This window comes from Rossellomorea vietnamensis (assembly GCF_008180615.1).
Taxonomy (GTDB): Bacteria; Bacillota; Bacilli; order Bacillales; family Bacillaceae_B; genus Rossellomorea; species Rossellomorea vietnamensis_D.
Window position 1 is genome coordinate 1 of the sequence record NZ_VTEH01000012.1, and the last position, 17,465, is coordinate 17,465.

General features: G+C 42.3%; 12 protein-coding genes, 1 pseudogene and 1 riboswitch. Of the genes and pseudogenes, 6 read left to right on the forward strand and 7 right to left on the reverse strand.

The features are described 5' to 3' along the window. Positions 1-389 precede the first annotated feature (389 nt). Together FZC79_RS14720 and FZC79_RS14725 are read right to left on the reverse strand one after the other, a co-directional pair. Positions 390-749: a hypothetical protein gene (locus tag FZC79_RS14720; RefSeq protein ID WP_148947537.1), complete on the reverse strand. Its 360-nt coding sequence runs from the start codon at positions 747-749 to the stop codon at positions 390-392. Positions 750-1,303: 554 nt separating this feature from the next. Next, on the reverse strand, positions 1,304-2,155 hold the full coding sequence (locus FZC79_RS14725; RefSeq protein ID WP_187442801.1) for a TetR/AcrR family transcriptional regulator: 852 nt from the start codon (positions 2,153-2,155) through the stop codon (positions 1,304-1,306). A 225-nt stretch (positions 2,156-2,380) separates the two neighbouring features. On the opposite strand from FZC79_RS14725, the gene FZC79_RS14730 reads away from it, so the two are divergent. After that, positions 2,381-5,470 carry an efflux RND transporter permease subunit gene (locus FZC79_RS14730; RefSeq protein WP_148947539.1) on the forward strand — a complete coding sequence of 1,030 codons (3,090 nt, stop codon included), beginning with the start codon at positions 2,381-2,383 and terminating at the stop codon, positions 5,468-5,470. A 448-nt stretch (positions 5,471-5,918) separates the two neighbouring features. On the opposite strand, the gene FZC79_RS14735 is transcribed toward FZC79_RS14730, so the two are convergent. Continuing rightward, positions 5,919-6,734, reverse strand: coding sequence for an ion transporter (locus FZC79_RS14735; protein WP_148947540.1), 816 nt, complete (start codon positions 6,732-6,734; stop codon positions 5,919-5,921). A 282-nt stretch (positions 6,735-7,016) separates the two neighbouring features. Between FZC79_RS14735 and psiE the strand changes: the two genes are divergently transcribed. Continuing rightward, positions 7,017-7,427: a phosphate-starvation-inducible protein PsiE gene (gene psiE / locus FZC79_RS14740; protein WP_148947541.1), complete on the forward strand. Its 411-nt coding sequence runs from the start codon at positions 7,017-7,019 to the stop codon at positions 7,425-7,427. 393 nt (positions 7,428-7,820) lie between these two features. Next, on the forward strand, positions 7,821-9,254 hold the full coding sequence (gene nhaC, locus FZC79_RS14745; RefSeq protein WP_148947542.1) for a Na+/H+ antiporter NhaC: 1,434 nt from the start codon (positions 7,821-7,823) through the stop codon (positions 9,252-9,254). 256 nt (positions 9,255-9,510) lie between these two features. Here the strand turns inward: nhaC and FZC79_RS14750 are convergent, their stop codons facing one another. The 4 genes and pseudogenes from FZC79_RS14750 to FZC79_RS14765 form a co-directional block, all read right to left on the reverse strand. After that, a complete protein-coding gene (locus FZC79_RS14750; RefSeq protein ID WP_148947543.1) occupies positions 9,511-10,212 on the reverse strand; it encodes an ABC transporter ATP-binding protein in 702 nt (233 codons plus the stop codon). Beyond that, positions 10,209-11,021 carry an ABC transporter permease gene (locus FZC79_RS14755; RefSeq protein WP_148947544.1) on the reverse strand — a complete coding sequence of 271 codons (813 nt, stop codon included), beginning with the start codon at positions 11,019-11,021 and terminating at the stop codon, positions 10,209-10,211. Before FZC79_RS14755 ends, FZC79_RS14750 begins: the two co-directional genes overlap by 4 nt. Positions 11,022-11,356: 335 nt before the next feature. Continuing rightward, positions 11,357-11,833: pseudogene (locus FZC79_RS14760) on the reverse strand (nitrous oxide reductase accessory protein NosL); the annotation flags it as partial. After that, positions 11,830-13,203 (reverse strand): right-handed parallel beta-helix repeat-containing protein, encoded by a 1,374-nt coding sequence (locus FZC79_RS14765; RefSeq protein WP_187442803.1) that lies wholly within the window; start codon positions 13,201-13,203, stop codon positions 11,830-11,832. The pseudogene FZC79_RS14760 and the gene FZC79_RS14765, both read right to left, overlap by 4 nt. A gap of 868 nt (positions 13,204-14,071) precedes the next feature. Then, positions 14,072-14,173: riboswitch (SAM riboswitch) on the forward strand. Positions 14,174-14,312: 139 nt separating this feature from the next. On the opposite strand from FZC79_RS14765, the gene FZC79_RS14770 reads away from it, so the two are divergent. The 3 genes from FZC79_RS14770 to FZC79_RS14775 all read left to right on the forward strand — a co-directional run bounded on the left by FZC79_RS14770 (position 14,313) and on the right by FZC79_RS14775 (position 17,464). Further along, positions 14,313-15,416, forward strand: coding sequence for a 5-methyltetrahydropteroyltriglutamate--homocysteine S-methyltransferase (locus tag FZC79_RS14770; protein WP_148947545.1), 1,104 nt, complete (start codon positions 14,313-14,315; stop codon positions 15,414-15,416). A 639-nt stretch (positions 15,417-16,055) separates the two neighbouring features. Beyond that, entirely contained in the window at positions 16,056-16,178 is a 123-nt protein-coding gene (locus FZC79_RS23875) for a hypothetical protein (RefSeq protein ID WP_262372216.1), read from the forward strand. A gap of 89 nt (positions 16,179-16,267) precedes the next feature. Continuing rightward, positions 16,268-17,464, forward strand: a complete 1,197-nt coding sequence (locus FZC79_RS14775) for an MFS transporter (protein ID WP_148947546.1) — start codon at positions 16,268-16,270, stop codon at positions 17,462-17,464. Position 17,465 lies beyond the last annotated feature (1 nt).

A 17,465-nucleotide genomic window follows, 5' to 3' on the forward strand; every position in this document is an offset into this window, starting at 1 on the left:
TCAATCAACCCAAGCATCATGATTTACACCACCCCCGCGGGTAGGCTTTCGTCAGCTCATTTTAGCTGATACGGTAAATTCTTACGCCTTTTCACCGAGCTCTTAACACTATCTTTCTTACTAAATCCAGTGCTAATCGACTAAGAGAGAACCCTTCCAAGCGTTACCTCTTCATTTGATTCTTCGATATAATCCTTCAATTCCATAAGGAATTGTCTACCTTTTACCTGAGTAATGTGTAACCACTCTCAGCTGTAGTAGAAACATTTCGCACAATTATCCTGCCCTTTACTTGAACAGAGGGCGGCTGCTTATTAAGCAAACGCCCCCTTTATATTGAACAACCTGGAGCTGCTTGTTCAGCTAAAGCTACCTTGAGTGGAAGATTGTTATTGAGTAGAAACCTCTTCTTTCTTCAGTAAAGAAAAGATTGATGAGAGCAAATACAATCCACTTACCGCCAAAATAACTACCATTAGAGCCGTTTCTATTGGTTCATAAAATATAGTTGACATAGTTATTAGCATAAAAGCAATAATCCAAATAGATTTCGAAGTTTTAGCTTCTTTAGTGCTTATCTCTTTTATATACAGCCCACCTGCGACAGCAGAAAAGACAAAACCAATTATCATCAAAATGAATAGAATTGGTTTTAAAAACACTGGAAGTGCCCAGATTTGACCATAGAACAAAAAACTTAAAGCGAAAAAGAAGACAAAAAGGTGAATGTTATATTTTATTAGTCCCAATTAAAATTTCTCTCCTCGATGTTTAAAACTTGCCCGCCTATATACCCGCTTAATAGTTAGACGAAGCTATAAGAGATTTGTTTCACAATCTTCCGTTAACCTGCCCCTTAATGGAAGATGGTTAGCGTTAATTAAAGATTCTTCTCCTATATATTAACATAATATTCAGTGATTATTTCTTTATTATCTGTATTAAAAAGTCCCAAGCTGTTGTGTGTATTAAAAACGAGTATCCCTGTTTAATACAATGCAATATTCCTTTGCTGTAAGCATAATTTCAACATAGAAATTAGCACTGGTTTTAGCAGAGCTTTTGAACACCGTACAATATATTTTGTACGGTTGTTGATTTGTGTGCTAATTCGGGTGTTATTTTACTCGTTAAACCTCCAAGAACATTTATATATCAACAAAAAAAGAGTGGCTAATTCTTATGCGAATTGCCACTCTAAAAGTAATGTTATTCAATGTTTTCTCTCCCGCAACCGAACCCGTTAGGCTCAGCCTTGTCCCTTTTCAGTGCGGGAAAAAGTACCTGTCCCGCCGCCCTGAAATCACTTACTCGTAAAATAATCCGAGATAAACTCCCGATAAGAATTAAGGCTTGGATATCCCGAGAAATTAGACAGCATCCCCTGAATGACTGGAACTCTGGGGGATTCCTTCCCGATTTCCTCTTTAAGGACTTGCAGGGTAACGGTCAGTTCGTCTGCACCCAGTTTTTCGATTTCGTCTTCCAGGTCTTTCATGACAGTGGACAGCTGCGGCTGGTCCGAAAACAAGAAATTGGATAAAACCGTTTCGGCTTTTTCTTTTGTAAAGAAAGGCTGGTCTTTATGAATGTCTTTGACAATGCTGTCGAGTCTGTTCAGCATGTATTCTGTTAAGCTTCTCAGGTCAAAGTCCTGAGTGGAGAACATCAGGACGCTCATATAGGATTTGATAATTCCTTCAAAGATGAGGGTGAGATCCCAGGAGAACGGTTCGATTTCAGGACCGTAAATGTCTATGATGCTTTTTCGATATTCAAGTTGTCTTTCCATCTTTTTTTCGAATATGAGCTGCTTGACAGTCTCATTTCTCGGGATGGCCTGTTCTTTGGCGAGCATAACGAGAAGGTCGCGATGGGTGATGAAATGGGAGTAAATCGCCATTTGTTCTCTAATGAGTTTTTCGCGAGGGTCTTCTATATCTTTTGTTTCTTCGCTGATTGTTCTGTGAATCATGTCGAAGTGATATTGTAAAATACCTAGTAATAGATCATCTTTTGTTTTGAAGTGTAAGTAAAAGGCGCCTTTTGAAATCCCGCTTTCAGTGGCGATTTCCTGGACCGAGGTGGTTGAAAATCCCTTGCTGGCAAAAAGCCTCATTCCTACTTCGATTATCTGCATATCTTTTTCCTTCATAAAATCCCCCCGGAAGGCCAAGTTCGAATTTATAGTATATCCCAAATGTGAAACTTTTGTTAACGGCATTCGTATATAACTGTGAGAAAAGTAACAAAGTCATTGACGGCTGACTGGTCGGTCAGTTATATTTGATGTATTGAAAATAAGGTTATGACTAACCGGTCATTTACATTATATCAAAGGTGTCAACCTTATTCAAAAGGGAAGAGGAAGGTGCTTTTATTGAAAAGTTTAGTGAATTTTGTCCTTAAAAATAAGCTGGCTGTATGGTTATTGACGATTATCATTACAGTTTCTGGTTTATATTCTGGGACGCAAATGAAGATGGAAAGTATACCGGATGTATCAATCCCGTATTTAATCGTGATGGATGTGTATCCAGGTGCAACGGCTGAGCAGGTCATGGACGAGGTTTCCATGCCGATGGAGCGGACGATTGATGGCCTTGAAGATGTCAAGGCAGTCTATTCGAATTCTTCAGCGAACGTGTCACAGGTTCAAATCGAATATGAATATGGCGTCGATATGGACGAGAAAAAACGTGAGCTGGAATCAGCTATAGATAATATCTCATTGCCGGAAGGTGCTGAGGAGCCATCGATCATGGCCCTTAGCATGAACATGATGCCGGTTGTGGCATTATCCGTCAGCAGCACAGAAGGAGATATTGTTGATCTTTCAACAAAGGTTGAAGAAACCATTTTACCTGAAATCGCCAAGATTGAGGGTGTTGGTTCGACGACGATTACAGGCCAGCACTTGGAAGAAGTAGAATTTACGTATGACCAGGAGCAGCTGGAATCTTTAGGATTAACGGAAGATACAGTTAAACAAATGGTCCAAGCAAGTGATATGGCTCTGTCGCTTGGCCTTCAGGAATTCGAAGGCGGAGAAGAGGCTCTTGCGATTGATGGTGACATTAAAACCATCGATCAACTGAGAGAGCTGCAGATCCCCGTTACACCATCTGAGTCAAACCCGAATCCGTTCGTCAGATTGGGGGAGATCGCCACAATTGAAACGGTTGGGAATGTCCAATCGATTTCCCGGACAAACGGGGAAGAAGCGATTGCTATCCAAGTAACTAAGGGTCAGGAAGCTAACACAGTTGATGTTGTAAATGCTGTTAAAGATGCAGCGGCTCAACAAGAAGAGGAAATTGACGGCTTGGTCATTGATGTTACCTTAGATCAGGCAGAACCGATTGAAGACTCTGTTTTCACCATGGTGGAAAAAGCATTATTTGGCGGCTTGTTCGCAGTCATTATCATTCTGTTATTCCTTCGTGACTTCAAGTCAACGATCATCTCTATTATATCCATTCCAGTTTCAATTTTCATGGCATTCCTGCTGTTGAACTGGCTTGATATTACATTGAACATCATGACACTGGGTGCGATAACGGTCGCAATCGGGCGTGTTATCGATGACTCGATCGTTGTAGTGGAAAATATATATAGACGGATGCACCTGCAGGAAGAGAAACTCCGCGGCCGTGCCTTAATCCGTGAAGCAACCATTGAAATGTTTAAGCCGATTTTATCATCGACACTTGTAACGGTTGCCGTGTTTGCGCCGCTTATGTTTGTCGGCGGGATGGTTGGCGAGTTGTTCAGACCATTTGCCTTGACGATGGCATTTGCTCTTGGGGCGTCACTTCTTGTAGCGATCACAATCGTTCCGGCGCTTTCGCATTTCTTATTCCGCAAGTCATTATACGGAGAGAAAAAAGAAGCGAAGCATGAAGAGGTGGGCAGACTTGCAAACTGGTATAAAGGCGTACTGGTAAAAGCACTGAACCACAAAATCATTACATCAGTCATCAGCGTCGTGCTCCTGGCTGGTTCACTAGCCTTGACTCCTCTCATTGGTTTCAGCTTTATGGGATCTGAAGAGGAAAAAACGATCTATTTAACGTATACACCAGCAACAGGTGAGCTGGAGGATGAAACGTTAGAAAACCTTGAAGAAGTTGAACAGGAATTAATGAAGCGTGAAGACCTGAAGACGGTTCAGTTATCCTTCAACAACAGCAACAGCACAGATGCTTCCTCGGTCATGATGGGAGGAACCAATGGTGCGTTACTGTATCTATTCTTTGAAGATGATACAGAGAACTTCTCTGAAGTAAAAGAAGAAGTCGAAGAGTATGTCTTTAACATCGGTCAGTCTGGTGAATGGAAATCGCAGGACATGATGGGCGGCGGAGGCATGGCCTCTAATGAAGTAAGCTATACATTGTATAGTGAAAACTTAGATGACTTGAATGCCGCTGTTACCCAGGTAGAAGATGCTTTAAAAGAAGTAGAAGACCTGGAAGATGTGACATCTGATATGGAAAATCCTTATGTTGAGCATGTGCTGAATGTGGATCATGAAGAGATATTGCAATATGGTCTGACAACAGGACAGATTGTAGGTGCCCTAACCGCTTCAGAATCTGAAGAAGTGCTGACAACAGTGGAAAATGACGGTGAAGAAATCGATGTGATTGTCCAGAGAGAAGAGAAAACGGACGCCGCATCCATCGATGAACTGCTGGAAACAGAAATTCCTACTGCGACGGGTACAACTCTGCCGCTGTCCGAGCTGGTAACGACAGAAGAGGGTACGACCTATAACACACTATCCCGTAGTGAGGGAGAATATTACGCAACCGTTTCAGGTACGGTAACGACTGATGACGTATCTGCTGCAACCACTCAAGCTGAAGAAGGAGTCGATGAGCTTGAGCTTCCGGATACGGTAGAAGTTGGGGTGGCCGGTGTTGCTGCCGATATGCAGGAAACCTTTACACAGCTAGGGATCGCCATGCTTGCGGCCATCCTGATTGTTTACTTCATCCTGGTTGTAACCTTTGGTGAAGGATTGGCGCCATTCGCGATCTTGTTCTCCTTGCCTTTCGCTGTGATTGGTTCCTTTGTAGGACTGTGGATCGCCGGGGAAACCATCTCCGTATCCGTCATGATGGGACTTCTGATGCTAATCGGAATCGTCGTAACAAACGCGATTGTCCTAGTGGACCGTATCATCCACATGGAACGCGATGGAATGCCGATCCGTGATGCCATTGTTGAAGCAGGAACGACAAGGCTTCGTCCGATCCTGATGACAGCTATTGCCACAATTGGCGCAATGTCACCAATGGTGCTTGGCGGCGCTGGATCAGCACTGATCTCTAAAGGGCTGGCCATCACTGTAATTGGCGGTCTAACATCATCCACGATCTTAACATTATTGATTGTACCGATTGTGTATGAAGTGCTTTCGAAATTGTTGAAGAAGAATCGTAAAGAAATTGAAGAGAATTAAGAATAGATAGTGAAAATCCCCTCAATCCTGTGATTGAGGGGGTTTTTGTGAGCAGAGTGATTTAAAGAAGGATGTCGTTCTCAGATAGCCTTCTTTAAAATTAACCGCAGCTGTCCTGTTGGTCTGTGCTGCGCACTTTTTCTTTTATCATTAAGTGCGCAAAAAAGATCAAAGGATTCTAAAGCTAATGAAGTAAAGAGAAGTATATACATTGCTTTCAAAGAAAAAAGTCAACTTTTCTTCCTGATTTAGGAGGGGTAGTTGACTCTTTCTATGTTCATAAGAGGTAGATTCTAAAATTCGGTAGATTTTCAGTACCCTCACCTGAAATATCCTCGTAAGCAAGAAAGAAAAGGGCTGCTCACTCCGATTAGAGAGTTAAAAAACTTAGTACCCGGGGGAAACCCGGCTGGCTGGATTTTTTAATTATGAAAAATCATGTCATCGTTTACTTTTCATTTTGAGCGACAAGCGTCTCCAGAAGGCCCTTTAATTCTTTTACTTCTTCCCTCAACTCAGCTATTTCTGTTGTATCTTTTTTAATATCTTTAGACTCTTTTTCAACTTCTTCGGAAATCAATTGTGCGTTGTTTACGATTTCCCCTACAATCAAGTTGATCATGATGAAGGTCGTGATGACGATAAAGGATACAAAGTATATCCAGGACCATGGCTCCACTTCGAAAATCGGGCGGAAGATACCGCTTGCCCACGATTCTAGTGTGAATATCTGAAACAGCGTGATAGTGGCGAGCTGCAAATTGCCGAAGTAATCAGGTTCAATAGTTGAAAAGAAGGCTGTTCCGATTACCGCGAACACATAGAATATGATGGTCATTAGAATCAGGACACTCCCAATAGTCGGTATCGCCATGAATAATGCACGGACAATCCGTCTCAAGGATGGGAAGATGGTTATGGTCCTGAAAATCCTCAGGACCCTGAAAATACGCAGCACACTGACAAATGGTGTGTTGTACAGTATTAAGCTTCCGACTACGATGAAAAAGTCAAAGTTATTCCAGTTATTTTTAAAGAAATGAGATCTTTCTACAGATATTTTTAAAAGCATTTCAATTGCAAAAATGATTAAGACGATCCAATCTAGAATGAAAAAGATATCTTTGTTGGGCTCATATATTGCCGGGTATGTTTCCAATCCAATTAAGACGGCGTTAAAGAGGATTAATACCGTAATAAATCGGTTGAAAAAACTGTGGTTCACGAATGATGCTATTCCTTTATCTCTACTTCGTTCCTTCAATCTCTTATTTCTCCTTCTCGTGTAAAAGTTTTCGTATACCTTTGTTTATTTAAATTTAACATAATTTTGACCTCGGCACTATTACTGAAAGGCGGGGCATCGTGACTTTTCCCTTTTTGGCAATAGCTTTGGGACTATAGATCTGCCGCGGTTATCATATTAGGATGAAGCAGGTGGATTTTGTCTGTTTTTCCTTCCATTTTGTTCATTGCAGTTTCTTTGCTTTTACATTCAATTTTATATATAGTTTTTACCAACGATGGACGAAAAGGAGCTCGGAAAATGAAAAAAACAATCAGTTCTATAGTGAAAGCAGCTCCAAAAGTATTTCAGCTCATTCTGAATGTTTCCCTCATCATCCTTGCTGTGATTCTTTCGATACTACTGATACAGGAACTGCTGGCTTTCGCAGCCGTATTATTTTCGCAGAACACTAATGATTACAAAGAGTTTTTGGCTATAATTCTTGTCTTCTTCCTTTACTTTGAGTTTATTGCCATGATTGTTAAATACTTTAAGGAAGACTACCATTTTCCGCTTCGTTATTTTATGTATATTGGCATTACGGCAATGGTAAGGCTGATTATTGTAGATTATGAAAATCCACTGGATACATTACTGTATTCGCTGGTCATATTAGTGCTCATCATCGGGTACTTCATTATGAATAAAACACCACGGGAAAGACCCTGAGCAAAACGAGCGGGACAAGGTGAAGTGCTTTGTCCTTTTTACGTTTATTTGAGTCGATTAACCTTCCTGCTGTCTCGCAAGAAAAAAGATAGGGCTACAATCCGGCAGGAAAAGAGAGCATTGCTGTGTATTAATACACCGAAAGCGCTATCAGCAGCCGTATAGCATTATATAGCCCTAGAAACGCTTATTTATCGGAATTTACTAACAATTCAATCTATAGTATTATTTTTATATAACTTATGACATCTTGGTATTATCCGCAGGCACCTCAAATCCCTTCCTGATCCCTCGAAGGAACATACCAAATCCACATTCGTAAAAAGTCTGTAATTGTCTTTTTTACAAAAGGAGTCCTAAGATTATTATATTAAAATACAAAGGAGTGGTTGGTTGGACACCGATAATATTAAAACACCATCTTTCGTGTACGCAATGTTTATGTTGATTTCATCGATTGCGATCATTTCGGTCGGAATCCTTGTTTTCGATGCACCTATTCAAATTCTGATGTTTATTAGTATGCTTGTGCTGATACCTTTCATGATGAGGTTGGGGTTCAGTTATAAACAAGTGGAACAATCGATGATAAGATCGATGAGCAGGGCTTTGCAGCCGGGCTTGATTCTATTGACCGTCGGGATTTTAATAGGTGCATGGATCGCTTCTGGGACCGTTCCTACCTTGATTTATTATGGAATTGAATCCGTGTCGCCGAAGTACTTTTTGGTGACGACGCTGCTTTTCTGTTCTCTTGTGGCATTGGCCACCGGTACATCTTGGGGAACAATCGGTACGGCCGGGATTGCCATGATGGGGGTTGGCGCGAGTCTTGGCGTACCTGCTGGCTTAACGGCCGGGGCCATCATCAGTGGAGCGTATTTTGGGGATAAGATGTCTCCTCTTTCTGATTCGACCAATCTGGCTCCGACCGTGACAGGAGGAGACTTATTCTCCCACATTAAACATATGCTGTGGACGACGGTCCCTGCCTATGTGATCACAGCCATTATTTTCACTGTCATCGGACTGCAATACAATACCGCTTCTGCCGAGGAACAAAGTGTGGCGGCACTGACTTCTTATTTAGCTGACACGTTTAATCTTGGTTTGATTCCAATGATTCCGATTGCTGTTCTTGTGACGTTATTGATGTTGAAAAAGCCGGCCATTCCGTCGATCTTTCTTGCTTCGGCAGCCGGGGGCCTGGTGGCGGTCTTGCACCAGGGATTCGGCTTTGGAGAGACGATCGGGATTTTCTATAACGGCTATGCAGTGGAATCCGGGATTGAAGTCGTGGATAGTTTACTGCAGCGCGGCGGCCTGACAAGTATGCTTGCCCTTATTGCGTTGTTCCTGTTTGCCCTTGGCCTTGGCGGGATGCTTGCTGAATCCAAAGTGCTGGAAGCGTTGATTGCTTCATTTGCTGACAAAATTCAGCATACGGGAGTCCTTGTATTTGTCACAGTGATTGTCAGTTATTTTACACTTGCCATCGGCGGCGCGATTTACTTTTCAACCGTGATGGGCGGTACTTTAATGAGACCGATTTTCGAAAGGCTGAATTTAAAGCCTGAAAATCTTTCAAGGATCTTGGAGGATACCGGGACACAGGGAGGTGCTCTGGTTCCATGGACAGGCAGCGGTATTTACACAGCCGGAGTCCTTGGAGTCGCAACCTTGACGTACCTTCCATTCTGTTTCCTTGCACTCATCACACCGCTCGTTTCCCTTTTCTACGGTATCACCGGGTGGACGATGACAGAATATGAAAAACCGAGGAAGTCCAGGAGAAATACAGGTAAAGTTGAATCCGTGGGTGCTTAATACTGAATATTAGAAAACCCCTGAAGTGCTGTTTCCTTATTGGAAGCAGCTTCAGGGGTTTTTAGAGGTTAACCAGGGGGAGAGTCAGGCTGCTGGGACTTTTCTGATAGCAGTAATTTATGCGGAAACAGTTTTGTATTAAAGGAAAATCAGTTCTAGTTTCTTAGAGCAGCCTTTGTACTAATACTGGATCGTATTGTCCACTTCAATTTGGTGAATTAAAAGGTGAATGTGAACCAGGCATAAATCTCAGCCTTCATACGCTTCGATGCAGCTTTAAAAGCTGAAGGGTTGTTTTTTCTTTGTCAGTCTCATGAAGAAACTCATGCACAATTCTGCCTTCCTTCATGAAATAAATGATGTCTCCAACTTCAGCTGCGACATCCATCATGTGAGTAGACAGAATGATGGTTGTTCCTGTTTTTTTCACTTCATTAACGATATTTATAAATCCATTGATCCAATAAGGATCCAGGCCATTTGTCGGCTCATCCATTAATAATAAAAGGGGAGTACCCAAGAGAGCTTGGCCGAATAAGAGCCGCTGGCGCATACCTTTAGAAAGATTTTTAATCAATTCATCTTTTTTTTCAATGAGTCCTATGCGTGACAAAATCTCTTCCACTTGTGTCTTGGAAGCATCAGGACGGTAAGAGGCGTAAAAGTGAAGCATTTCCCCAACAGACATCAGCTGTTGTGCAGGAAAACTGTCAGGCATATAGCCAATTCGGTTCACATAGTTCCCTCGGCTTTTCTCCATTTCGATTCCGTCCAGAACCACATGGCCGGCAGTTGGCTTTGACAAGGCAGCCAGTATTTGTATTAATGTACTTTTTCCAGCTCCGTTTCCCCCGCACAACACCACACACTGTCCTGGTTCTGCTGTAAAGGATAGAGGAAGAAGAGCTTCTTTACTTTGATAGACCTTTGACACTTCTTCTACTTTCAATAGACTCAATTCATCTTCCTCCTTTCGAGTTTCCATCCGGCTGCTCCAAGCACTGCGGCTATAAACAAAAAGGAATAGATCCCAAGCAGCGGAAAGGAAACAGGCAGTTCTAATAATGAGATCACCGTATCGAATTCCTGGCCAAAAACTGCTCCGCCGCCGAATTGAACAACGAAAAAGACACGCAGAAGCTCGGCGGGATTAAGAAGTAATGAAAGTGCCAATATATTCGGTATCAGCGGGTAAGGGATAAATTGCAGAATAGCTATTAACAGGCTTGCCCACATCATAATGAGAATGAACCAGACGGTCACCGACCCCATCAAAGCCTGCCAGCGCGTAGAAGCGAAAGAGCCCAATAATATTCCCAACCCGAGAAAGAAGCTTTGCAGAAATATAGAAAATAGATAAATAAGGATGATCCATTTCAAAGAGACAGAGAACTGCAGAACCGTACTTATTAAAATGCTGATTCCGAAGCTTAAAGTGAAAATGGCGATCTGAGCCACCAGCTGGCCGAGAAATTTTCCGCTGATATAACGAATGGCTGATATTGGGTAAGTACTGATGATGGCCCATTGTCCGCTTTCCACTTCATTTGTAATAGAAAGAGAGCCGATGATCAACATGAATAAAGGTAAAAGATATAATAGGAGATTAATGATTGTGCCTAACATATTGGTATAGCCTTCGAATTGCGGCAAGCCTCTATTTAACAAAAACAGCAGACTTATGACCGAAGTCCACAAAATAACAAAGGTATAGGAAGAGGGCTGTCTTAATGTCGTCCGCCACTCTGTTAAAAATGCTGTTTTCATCCTAAGCCCCCTTACAAAAATTTAATAGGACGGTGTATTGATTGGGTATACAGCCGTCCCTTGATTATTATTAAGGTGTTTCTAACATCATCCTGGAGGAAAACTTTAACTAAGTTATCCACGTCCAGCTTCAGCCTCCGAGGTTCGTATCCACCGAATCGAACTCAGCCCCTGGGAGTCAAATGTCCGAAGAGAATAATTCGGGGAGGGTCCGGGCACTTGCGCTTTTGTTCCTAACATTAATGGTCTGAGCTATCATGGTCGCCATTCTCGGAATGATCCATTTCTTCTTCAGTATCATCGTGATTATGTCCATCGTTACCCTCAGTTTCTTCATGATCATGTCCATGATGATGGTCCTTCATTTCTCTATTCATTTTCCATTCATGAGTCTGCAGGTCATCATAGGTCAAAAGGTCGCCATTGTTTTCTTCGACAAATTGTTCTGCGTCCTCTTTTTCCTGGAAAGAGATAATATTATAACTCATAGGTGTTTTGACGGATTCGTTGTATACATACGTTGCTTGTTCTCCCTCAATCCAGTCATCAGTATCGAAATCTCTTACGAAGTGGGCAGCCATATCTTCTGTTCCATTCTCATCCATCCAGTCATACATACATCCAACATCATCAAACTTGAGTACTTTATCGTTAGTCAAAATGATTTCAGTGGCAAACTGGCTGTTCATTACTTGCATATTGCACACCGCACATGTATCCGTTGACTCATCGATCGCAACAGGTTCGATCGCATTGTTTCCGCAGCCTGCTATGAACATAGCCGCTGCTAATAAAACGATGATTTTCTTCATTTATATTTCCTCCTAGTGTTAAATAACTTAATGCCTATTATGGTAAAACCGAGCCCAATGAATACTTTTAGAATGAAAGGTAACAAGTTGAAACCATCTCCATCAGGTTGGACAGGGGGGGTCATTAATGGGTTTTCGTCCTGCATCACATTCTCTGCCGGCACTTTGAATAACGCCTTTAATACTGTGATACCGGGTGAATCGAAGAATAACTGATAAGCAGGGGTGTCCTCGGTTAACAGTAAGTAAAGCGGTTCAGCAGCGTAAGGAAATATGCTGGTTCCTTCATTTCCTTGTTGAAGTTTCATTGAGGCATCCCAATAATTATGGTCTACGTTGTTCTTGATACTATCAACAGCTTGAAGTTCGTTCACATTTCCAATGAAGCTGTTATTCGTGACGGTATTTTGATTGGTTTTGTTGAATTGAACTCCAATGAAATTGCTTGTAATAAGGTTGTCCATTACTTCATTGCCTTCTGCAGATTCCATGAAGATACCCACCCGATTTTGAGTAATGGTATTGTTCCGTACAATCGTGTCATCGGCATCAAATAACAGGAGGCCCTGGGAATGGACATTGGAATTGTTAAAACTGAAAGTGTTATCAATTACTTGGGCGTTATTGGTCGTCATAACCATTGCTCCAGTGAAGTTTTGATGAGAAAGATTAGACTGAACGACCACTTCATCGGAATACATCAGATGAAGCCCATACCTAGCTGACTGGATATTGTTCTGCAGGATCTTGTTCTTGCTCCCTCGTTCCATGTAGATACCGTCCAGCACATGATTGATTTCTACGCCTTGGATGACATTTTCTGTCGAATCCCAGACATCAATCGCATGACCCGCTCCATTTGTGGTGATCTTACCACCTTTAATAACAGAATTGGTGACGCCGTCCAGCCTAATGCCGGTGCTTCTGCTGTTAATCTGAATATTATCCAGAGTGATGTTACTGCCCGCCAGGTATATGGAGGGTCCGCCAATTTCAGTCTCTTCCTGCTCATGGTTGTCATGCTCATGGCCGGCACCGGATTGAGCCTGCGGGCCTATTGTTGAATCATCGTCCTTGCAATGTTCAAGTTGGATGTTTTGTAATTTAACATCATCAGCTTGCACTTGTAGCAGAGGCTGATTAGAGCAGGAGCGAATTACCGTATACTCCGATCCTATTAATGTTATGGGCTTTGTGATAATGATTTCATCCTCGTAGGTATGGTCTAATAATGTAACTGCACTCCCAGCAGAGGCTTGATCAATCAAAGCCTGCAATTGACCTTCACTTGTAGCGCTGTCAGGTTTGGTCAAGAAAAGGATAAATAAGAGAGAAAGAGCCGAAATACCAATATATTTTTTCCTATTCACTTTGAGGTATCATCTCCCATGTAAGCGTTAAATAATATGAGCAATGAAATGCTGATCTCAGACTACCCAAGAATAATCTTAAATTGTATATGTGAAATTACAATGAAGTTTCTGGGTATTTTAAATGAACTAACGGTGTGTCAGGCGTGTAAAAACACTAGTTAAGAATCAACGCTGAATGTGCTGCCGGTGTACTGCTGAATTCAACAGTATTATCAAGTATGCCAAAGATAATTAATTTAAATCATTCTCTATTGAAGTACAGTAAAATTATGAATAGTAATAAAAGGGTGAATTGAATTAACAGGGGCATTACCGATAACGGCTGTAAAGGAAATTTGTAAGATTTTTAGAATGCTTAATTGATATAGCTGCAGTACAATGAGTCCCTTGCCTTCATTGAAAGAGGCTCAGATTAAGTTTAACGATTTTCAATCCTTCAAGTTGGCAGGTCATATTATTTAAATAAAAATAGTAGTGGAACCATCCATAAGGAGGACGTCTGTATTTGAATGGCTCTTTCGTCTTTCGTACTGCTATTTAATATGGATTTCGTAAGATAACGCCAACATTCACTTAAAATATTCCGTTAAGCAAAAAAGGAAAGACGTGCTCTCTCCGATTAGAGAGGGATATCCGAGAGCAACAATATATGCAAAAACAGCCATTTGAATTAAGAACATGGCAATCCATGCTTGCTTCCGATGCCACCCTGAAAATTGGGAGAGTTCACTAGCAGGAAATCTCAATTGAGGGGGCAGATATATAATTTCCCCTCAGATCAATCAGTTTATTTTAAATATTCACAGTTGACAATTTATTCATCCCGGTTTATAGTGATTCTAATAACTTAATAGTATCCAATTTTTTCTTATCCAGAGAGGTGGAGGGACTGGCCCTTTGATACCTCGGCAGCGGACTTTTAATAGTACTGTGCCAATTCCAGTAGCGTAATGCTAGCAGATAAGAAGAGAAGGTCTTTTAAATTCGTTTATTGCCCCCTCTTCTTATTTTTGAGAAGAGGGGGTTTTTGTTTTACATAATAGCAATTGAATTAGGTTGGACGGTAGACGCTGTATTAGCAAAAAAATGAAAAGGATGGGATTTATATGACAAAAACATTGATTAGAGCACCATTCAGAGCCGATCACGTAGGGAGCCTGCTGCGCCCGGACAGGATTCACCGCGCAAGGAAGGAGTTTCAGGACGGAACCCTTTCTGCTGAAGCACTTCACGCTATTGAAACAGAAGAGATCAAAAGAATTGTAGACAAGCAGATTGAAGTGGGCTTGAAAGCCGTAACAGACGGGGAATTCCGCCGCCGATTCTGGCATACTGATTTCCTGGAGCACCTGAACGGAGTGGAGGGATATGTTCCCGAGCAGGGCTTCCAGTTTAAAGGCGAGGAAACCGAAAGATATGATGTTCGTGTCACCGGAAAAATTTCTTTTAACAGGGATCACCCGCATATAAAGGATTTTGTTGAATTCAAGGAAATCGTCGGAGACCGGGCAGTTGCTAAGCAGACGATCCCGAGTCCGAACCAGTTGTTCAATGCCGGGATCCGCAATCTGGACATTTATCCGGACATAGAAGAATATTCAAAAGATGTAATCCAAACCTATCGTGATGCCGTCCAAGCCTTTTATGCTGCAGGCTGCCGCTATTTGCAGTTTGACGATGTTTATATTGCCGGCCTGAATGCTCCGGAAATTCCATTCAATGACAGCGGCTATTCCCGAGAGGAGCTGATCGACTTAGCACTGCATGTGGTGAACAGCGTATTGGAAGATAAGCCGGAAGACCTGACAATCACGACCCACCTCTGCAGGGGGAACTACCGATCCAAATGGGCATTCGAGGGCAGTTACGCTAAAATTGCTCCCACCCTTTTTGCCAAAGAGAACGTGAACGGATTCTTCCTGGAATATGACGATGACCGTTCCGGTGATTTCCAGCCGCTGGAGCATATCCCGAATGGCGGCCCTCAGGTTGTGCTGGGCGTATTCACTTCCAAGCACGGTACCTTGGAAGATAAGGAAAATATCAAGGCGCGAGTGGAAGAAGCCACACAATTTGTGCCGTTGGAACAGCTCTGTATCAGCCCGCAGTGCGGCTTTGCTTCCACGCATCACGGCAATATTTTGACCGAGGAAGAGCAGTGGGCGAAGCTGAAGTACATTGTGGAGGTTTCTAAAGAAATTTGGGGGTGAGGGTTTTCGGGTTTTTAAGGAAGCCGGCTTTTAAAAGGCAGGAACAAGGGGAAGGCGTCTTGTTCCTGTCTTTTGTTTTGGGCGTGAGATATAGTTCCTCCGTTCCTAAAAGGGGTTTAAACGGCATCAACGGTAGAGGTTTGTTGGTTTGATGCTGTATAACCGGGGTTTAAGCAGCATCAAGTATAGGGGGGTTGTGGATTTGATGCTGTATAAATGAGGTTTAAACGGCATCAAAGGTAGAGGTTTGTAGGTTTGATGCTGTATAAAAGGGGTTTAAATGGCATCAATGGTAGGGGTTTGTAGGTTTGATGCTGTATAAGTAAGGTTTAAACAGCATCAATGGTAGAGGTTTGTAGGTTTGATGCAGTATAAACGGGGTTTAAGCAGCATCAAGTAAAGGGGTTTGTGGATTTGATGCAGTATAAATGAGGTTTAAACAACATCAAAGGTAGAGGTTTGTAGGTTTGATGCTGTATAAAAGGGGTTTAAACGGCATCAACGGTAGGAGTTTATGGATTTGATGAGGTATAAACGTGGTGTACCCAGCCTAAAAGCGTACCCCCCACAATCCCAGGTTGTCGAGCCAGCAAAAGAGCTATATAATGAAAGTATCTTAAACATAAAGGAGGGAATATCATGAAATCGTTCATTGTAGACGTCAAAGCAGAGAAAAAATATCTTGTGTTTATGATGTCTATTTTTGGATTCTCTGCTGCCAACGGGACAGGTCTGTCCTTTTTCAGCGGAAATTCCAACTGAACGATTGCATGATTTCCTGAAGATATTTACAGCCGCAGGGGATCTCCCTGTGGTTTTTTACTTTTGTGTTTAAGAGAGGACTTTTTACTATGACTATCAAAAAGAACAATATTTACATGCTGTATTTTTATATATTTTTTGCTCAGTTATTTTTTGACCGGGCATTATGGGTCATCTATCTAGGGGACAAGGGGCTGACATTAGGCGAAATCGGAGTTTTGGAAGCTCTTCTTCATCTGGCGATTGTCCTTTTCGAGGTTCCGACAGGCATGATTGCTGACTTGTATGGAAGAAAAATCAGCCTGGTGGTCGGAAACATTTTCAGCTTGCTTTATGGTCTGTTTATGCTGATGAGCGGTTCGTTTTCGATGTTCACGCTGGCTTTTTTATCCATGGGATTAATGGTTACTTTTCATTCTGGAGCTGAGCAGGCATTTGCTTATGATACGTTGAAAAATCAAAACCGTGAAAAAGATTATACGAGGGTCATTGGCAGCATGACGGCCATTAGTTTGCTGTCATTGAGCCTTGCCAAATTCCTCGGCGGCTTCATGGCGGATGTCAGCTGGGAATGGGTGTATGGTTCAACGATCTTCACCCATGTCCTGGCGATGGTTCCGCTGATATTTTTAAAAGAACCCCTGCGGGAAAAGCCGGAAGAGGTGGCGGGGCGCTGGTATCAACAATGGGTTCATCAATTTAAGCTTGGGGTTAATGTCTGGAGGACAAATTCGATTATCCACCAGCCGGTCGTACTCTTTATTTTAGCGAGTGCGGTCATGGTGATCATTGTTTTCTACGGACAGGAATACTTCATTCAATTGGGGTACTCGCCGGTTGTTGTCGGAGCTGTGTTTACGATTGAGGGGCTGCTGGGAGTGGCGATGGCGAAGATTGCTTACAGAGTAGAAAGACGGTTGAAGTTCTTCAATATTCTCTATTATGGATGGGGTCTGTTTCTTCTGTTCTTTATCCTTTTCATCTTTGCCAGTGACTGGGCGATTCTGTTGTCGTTTCTTTTCCTTGCACAGCTGCTGAGCCTTTTTGAACCGATATTCAGTTCGTTCGTGCAGCAATTTTTAAAAAGCAATGTTCGATCTACTTTCCTATCGCTCATCGGGCTGGTGGAAAGCTTCGTCATCATGATCAGCTTCCCGCTGTTCGGGTTTGCGGTGGAACGTGCCGGCTTCACCAACGGCTTTACCGGCCTGCTGATTATCTTCTTTATTGGGGCAGGCGGATATCTGGTCTTCCAGCGAATCAAGATGCATAGAAAAACGGAATAAA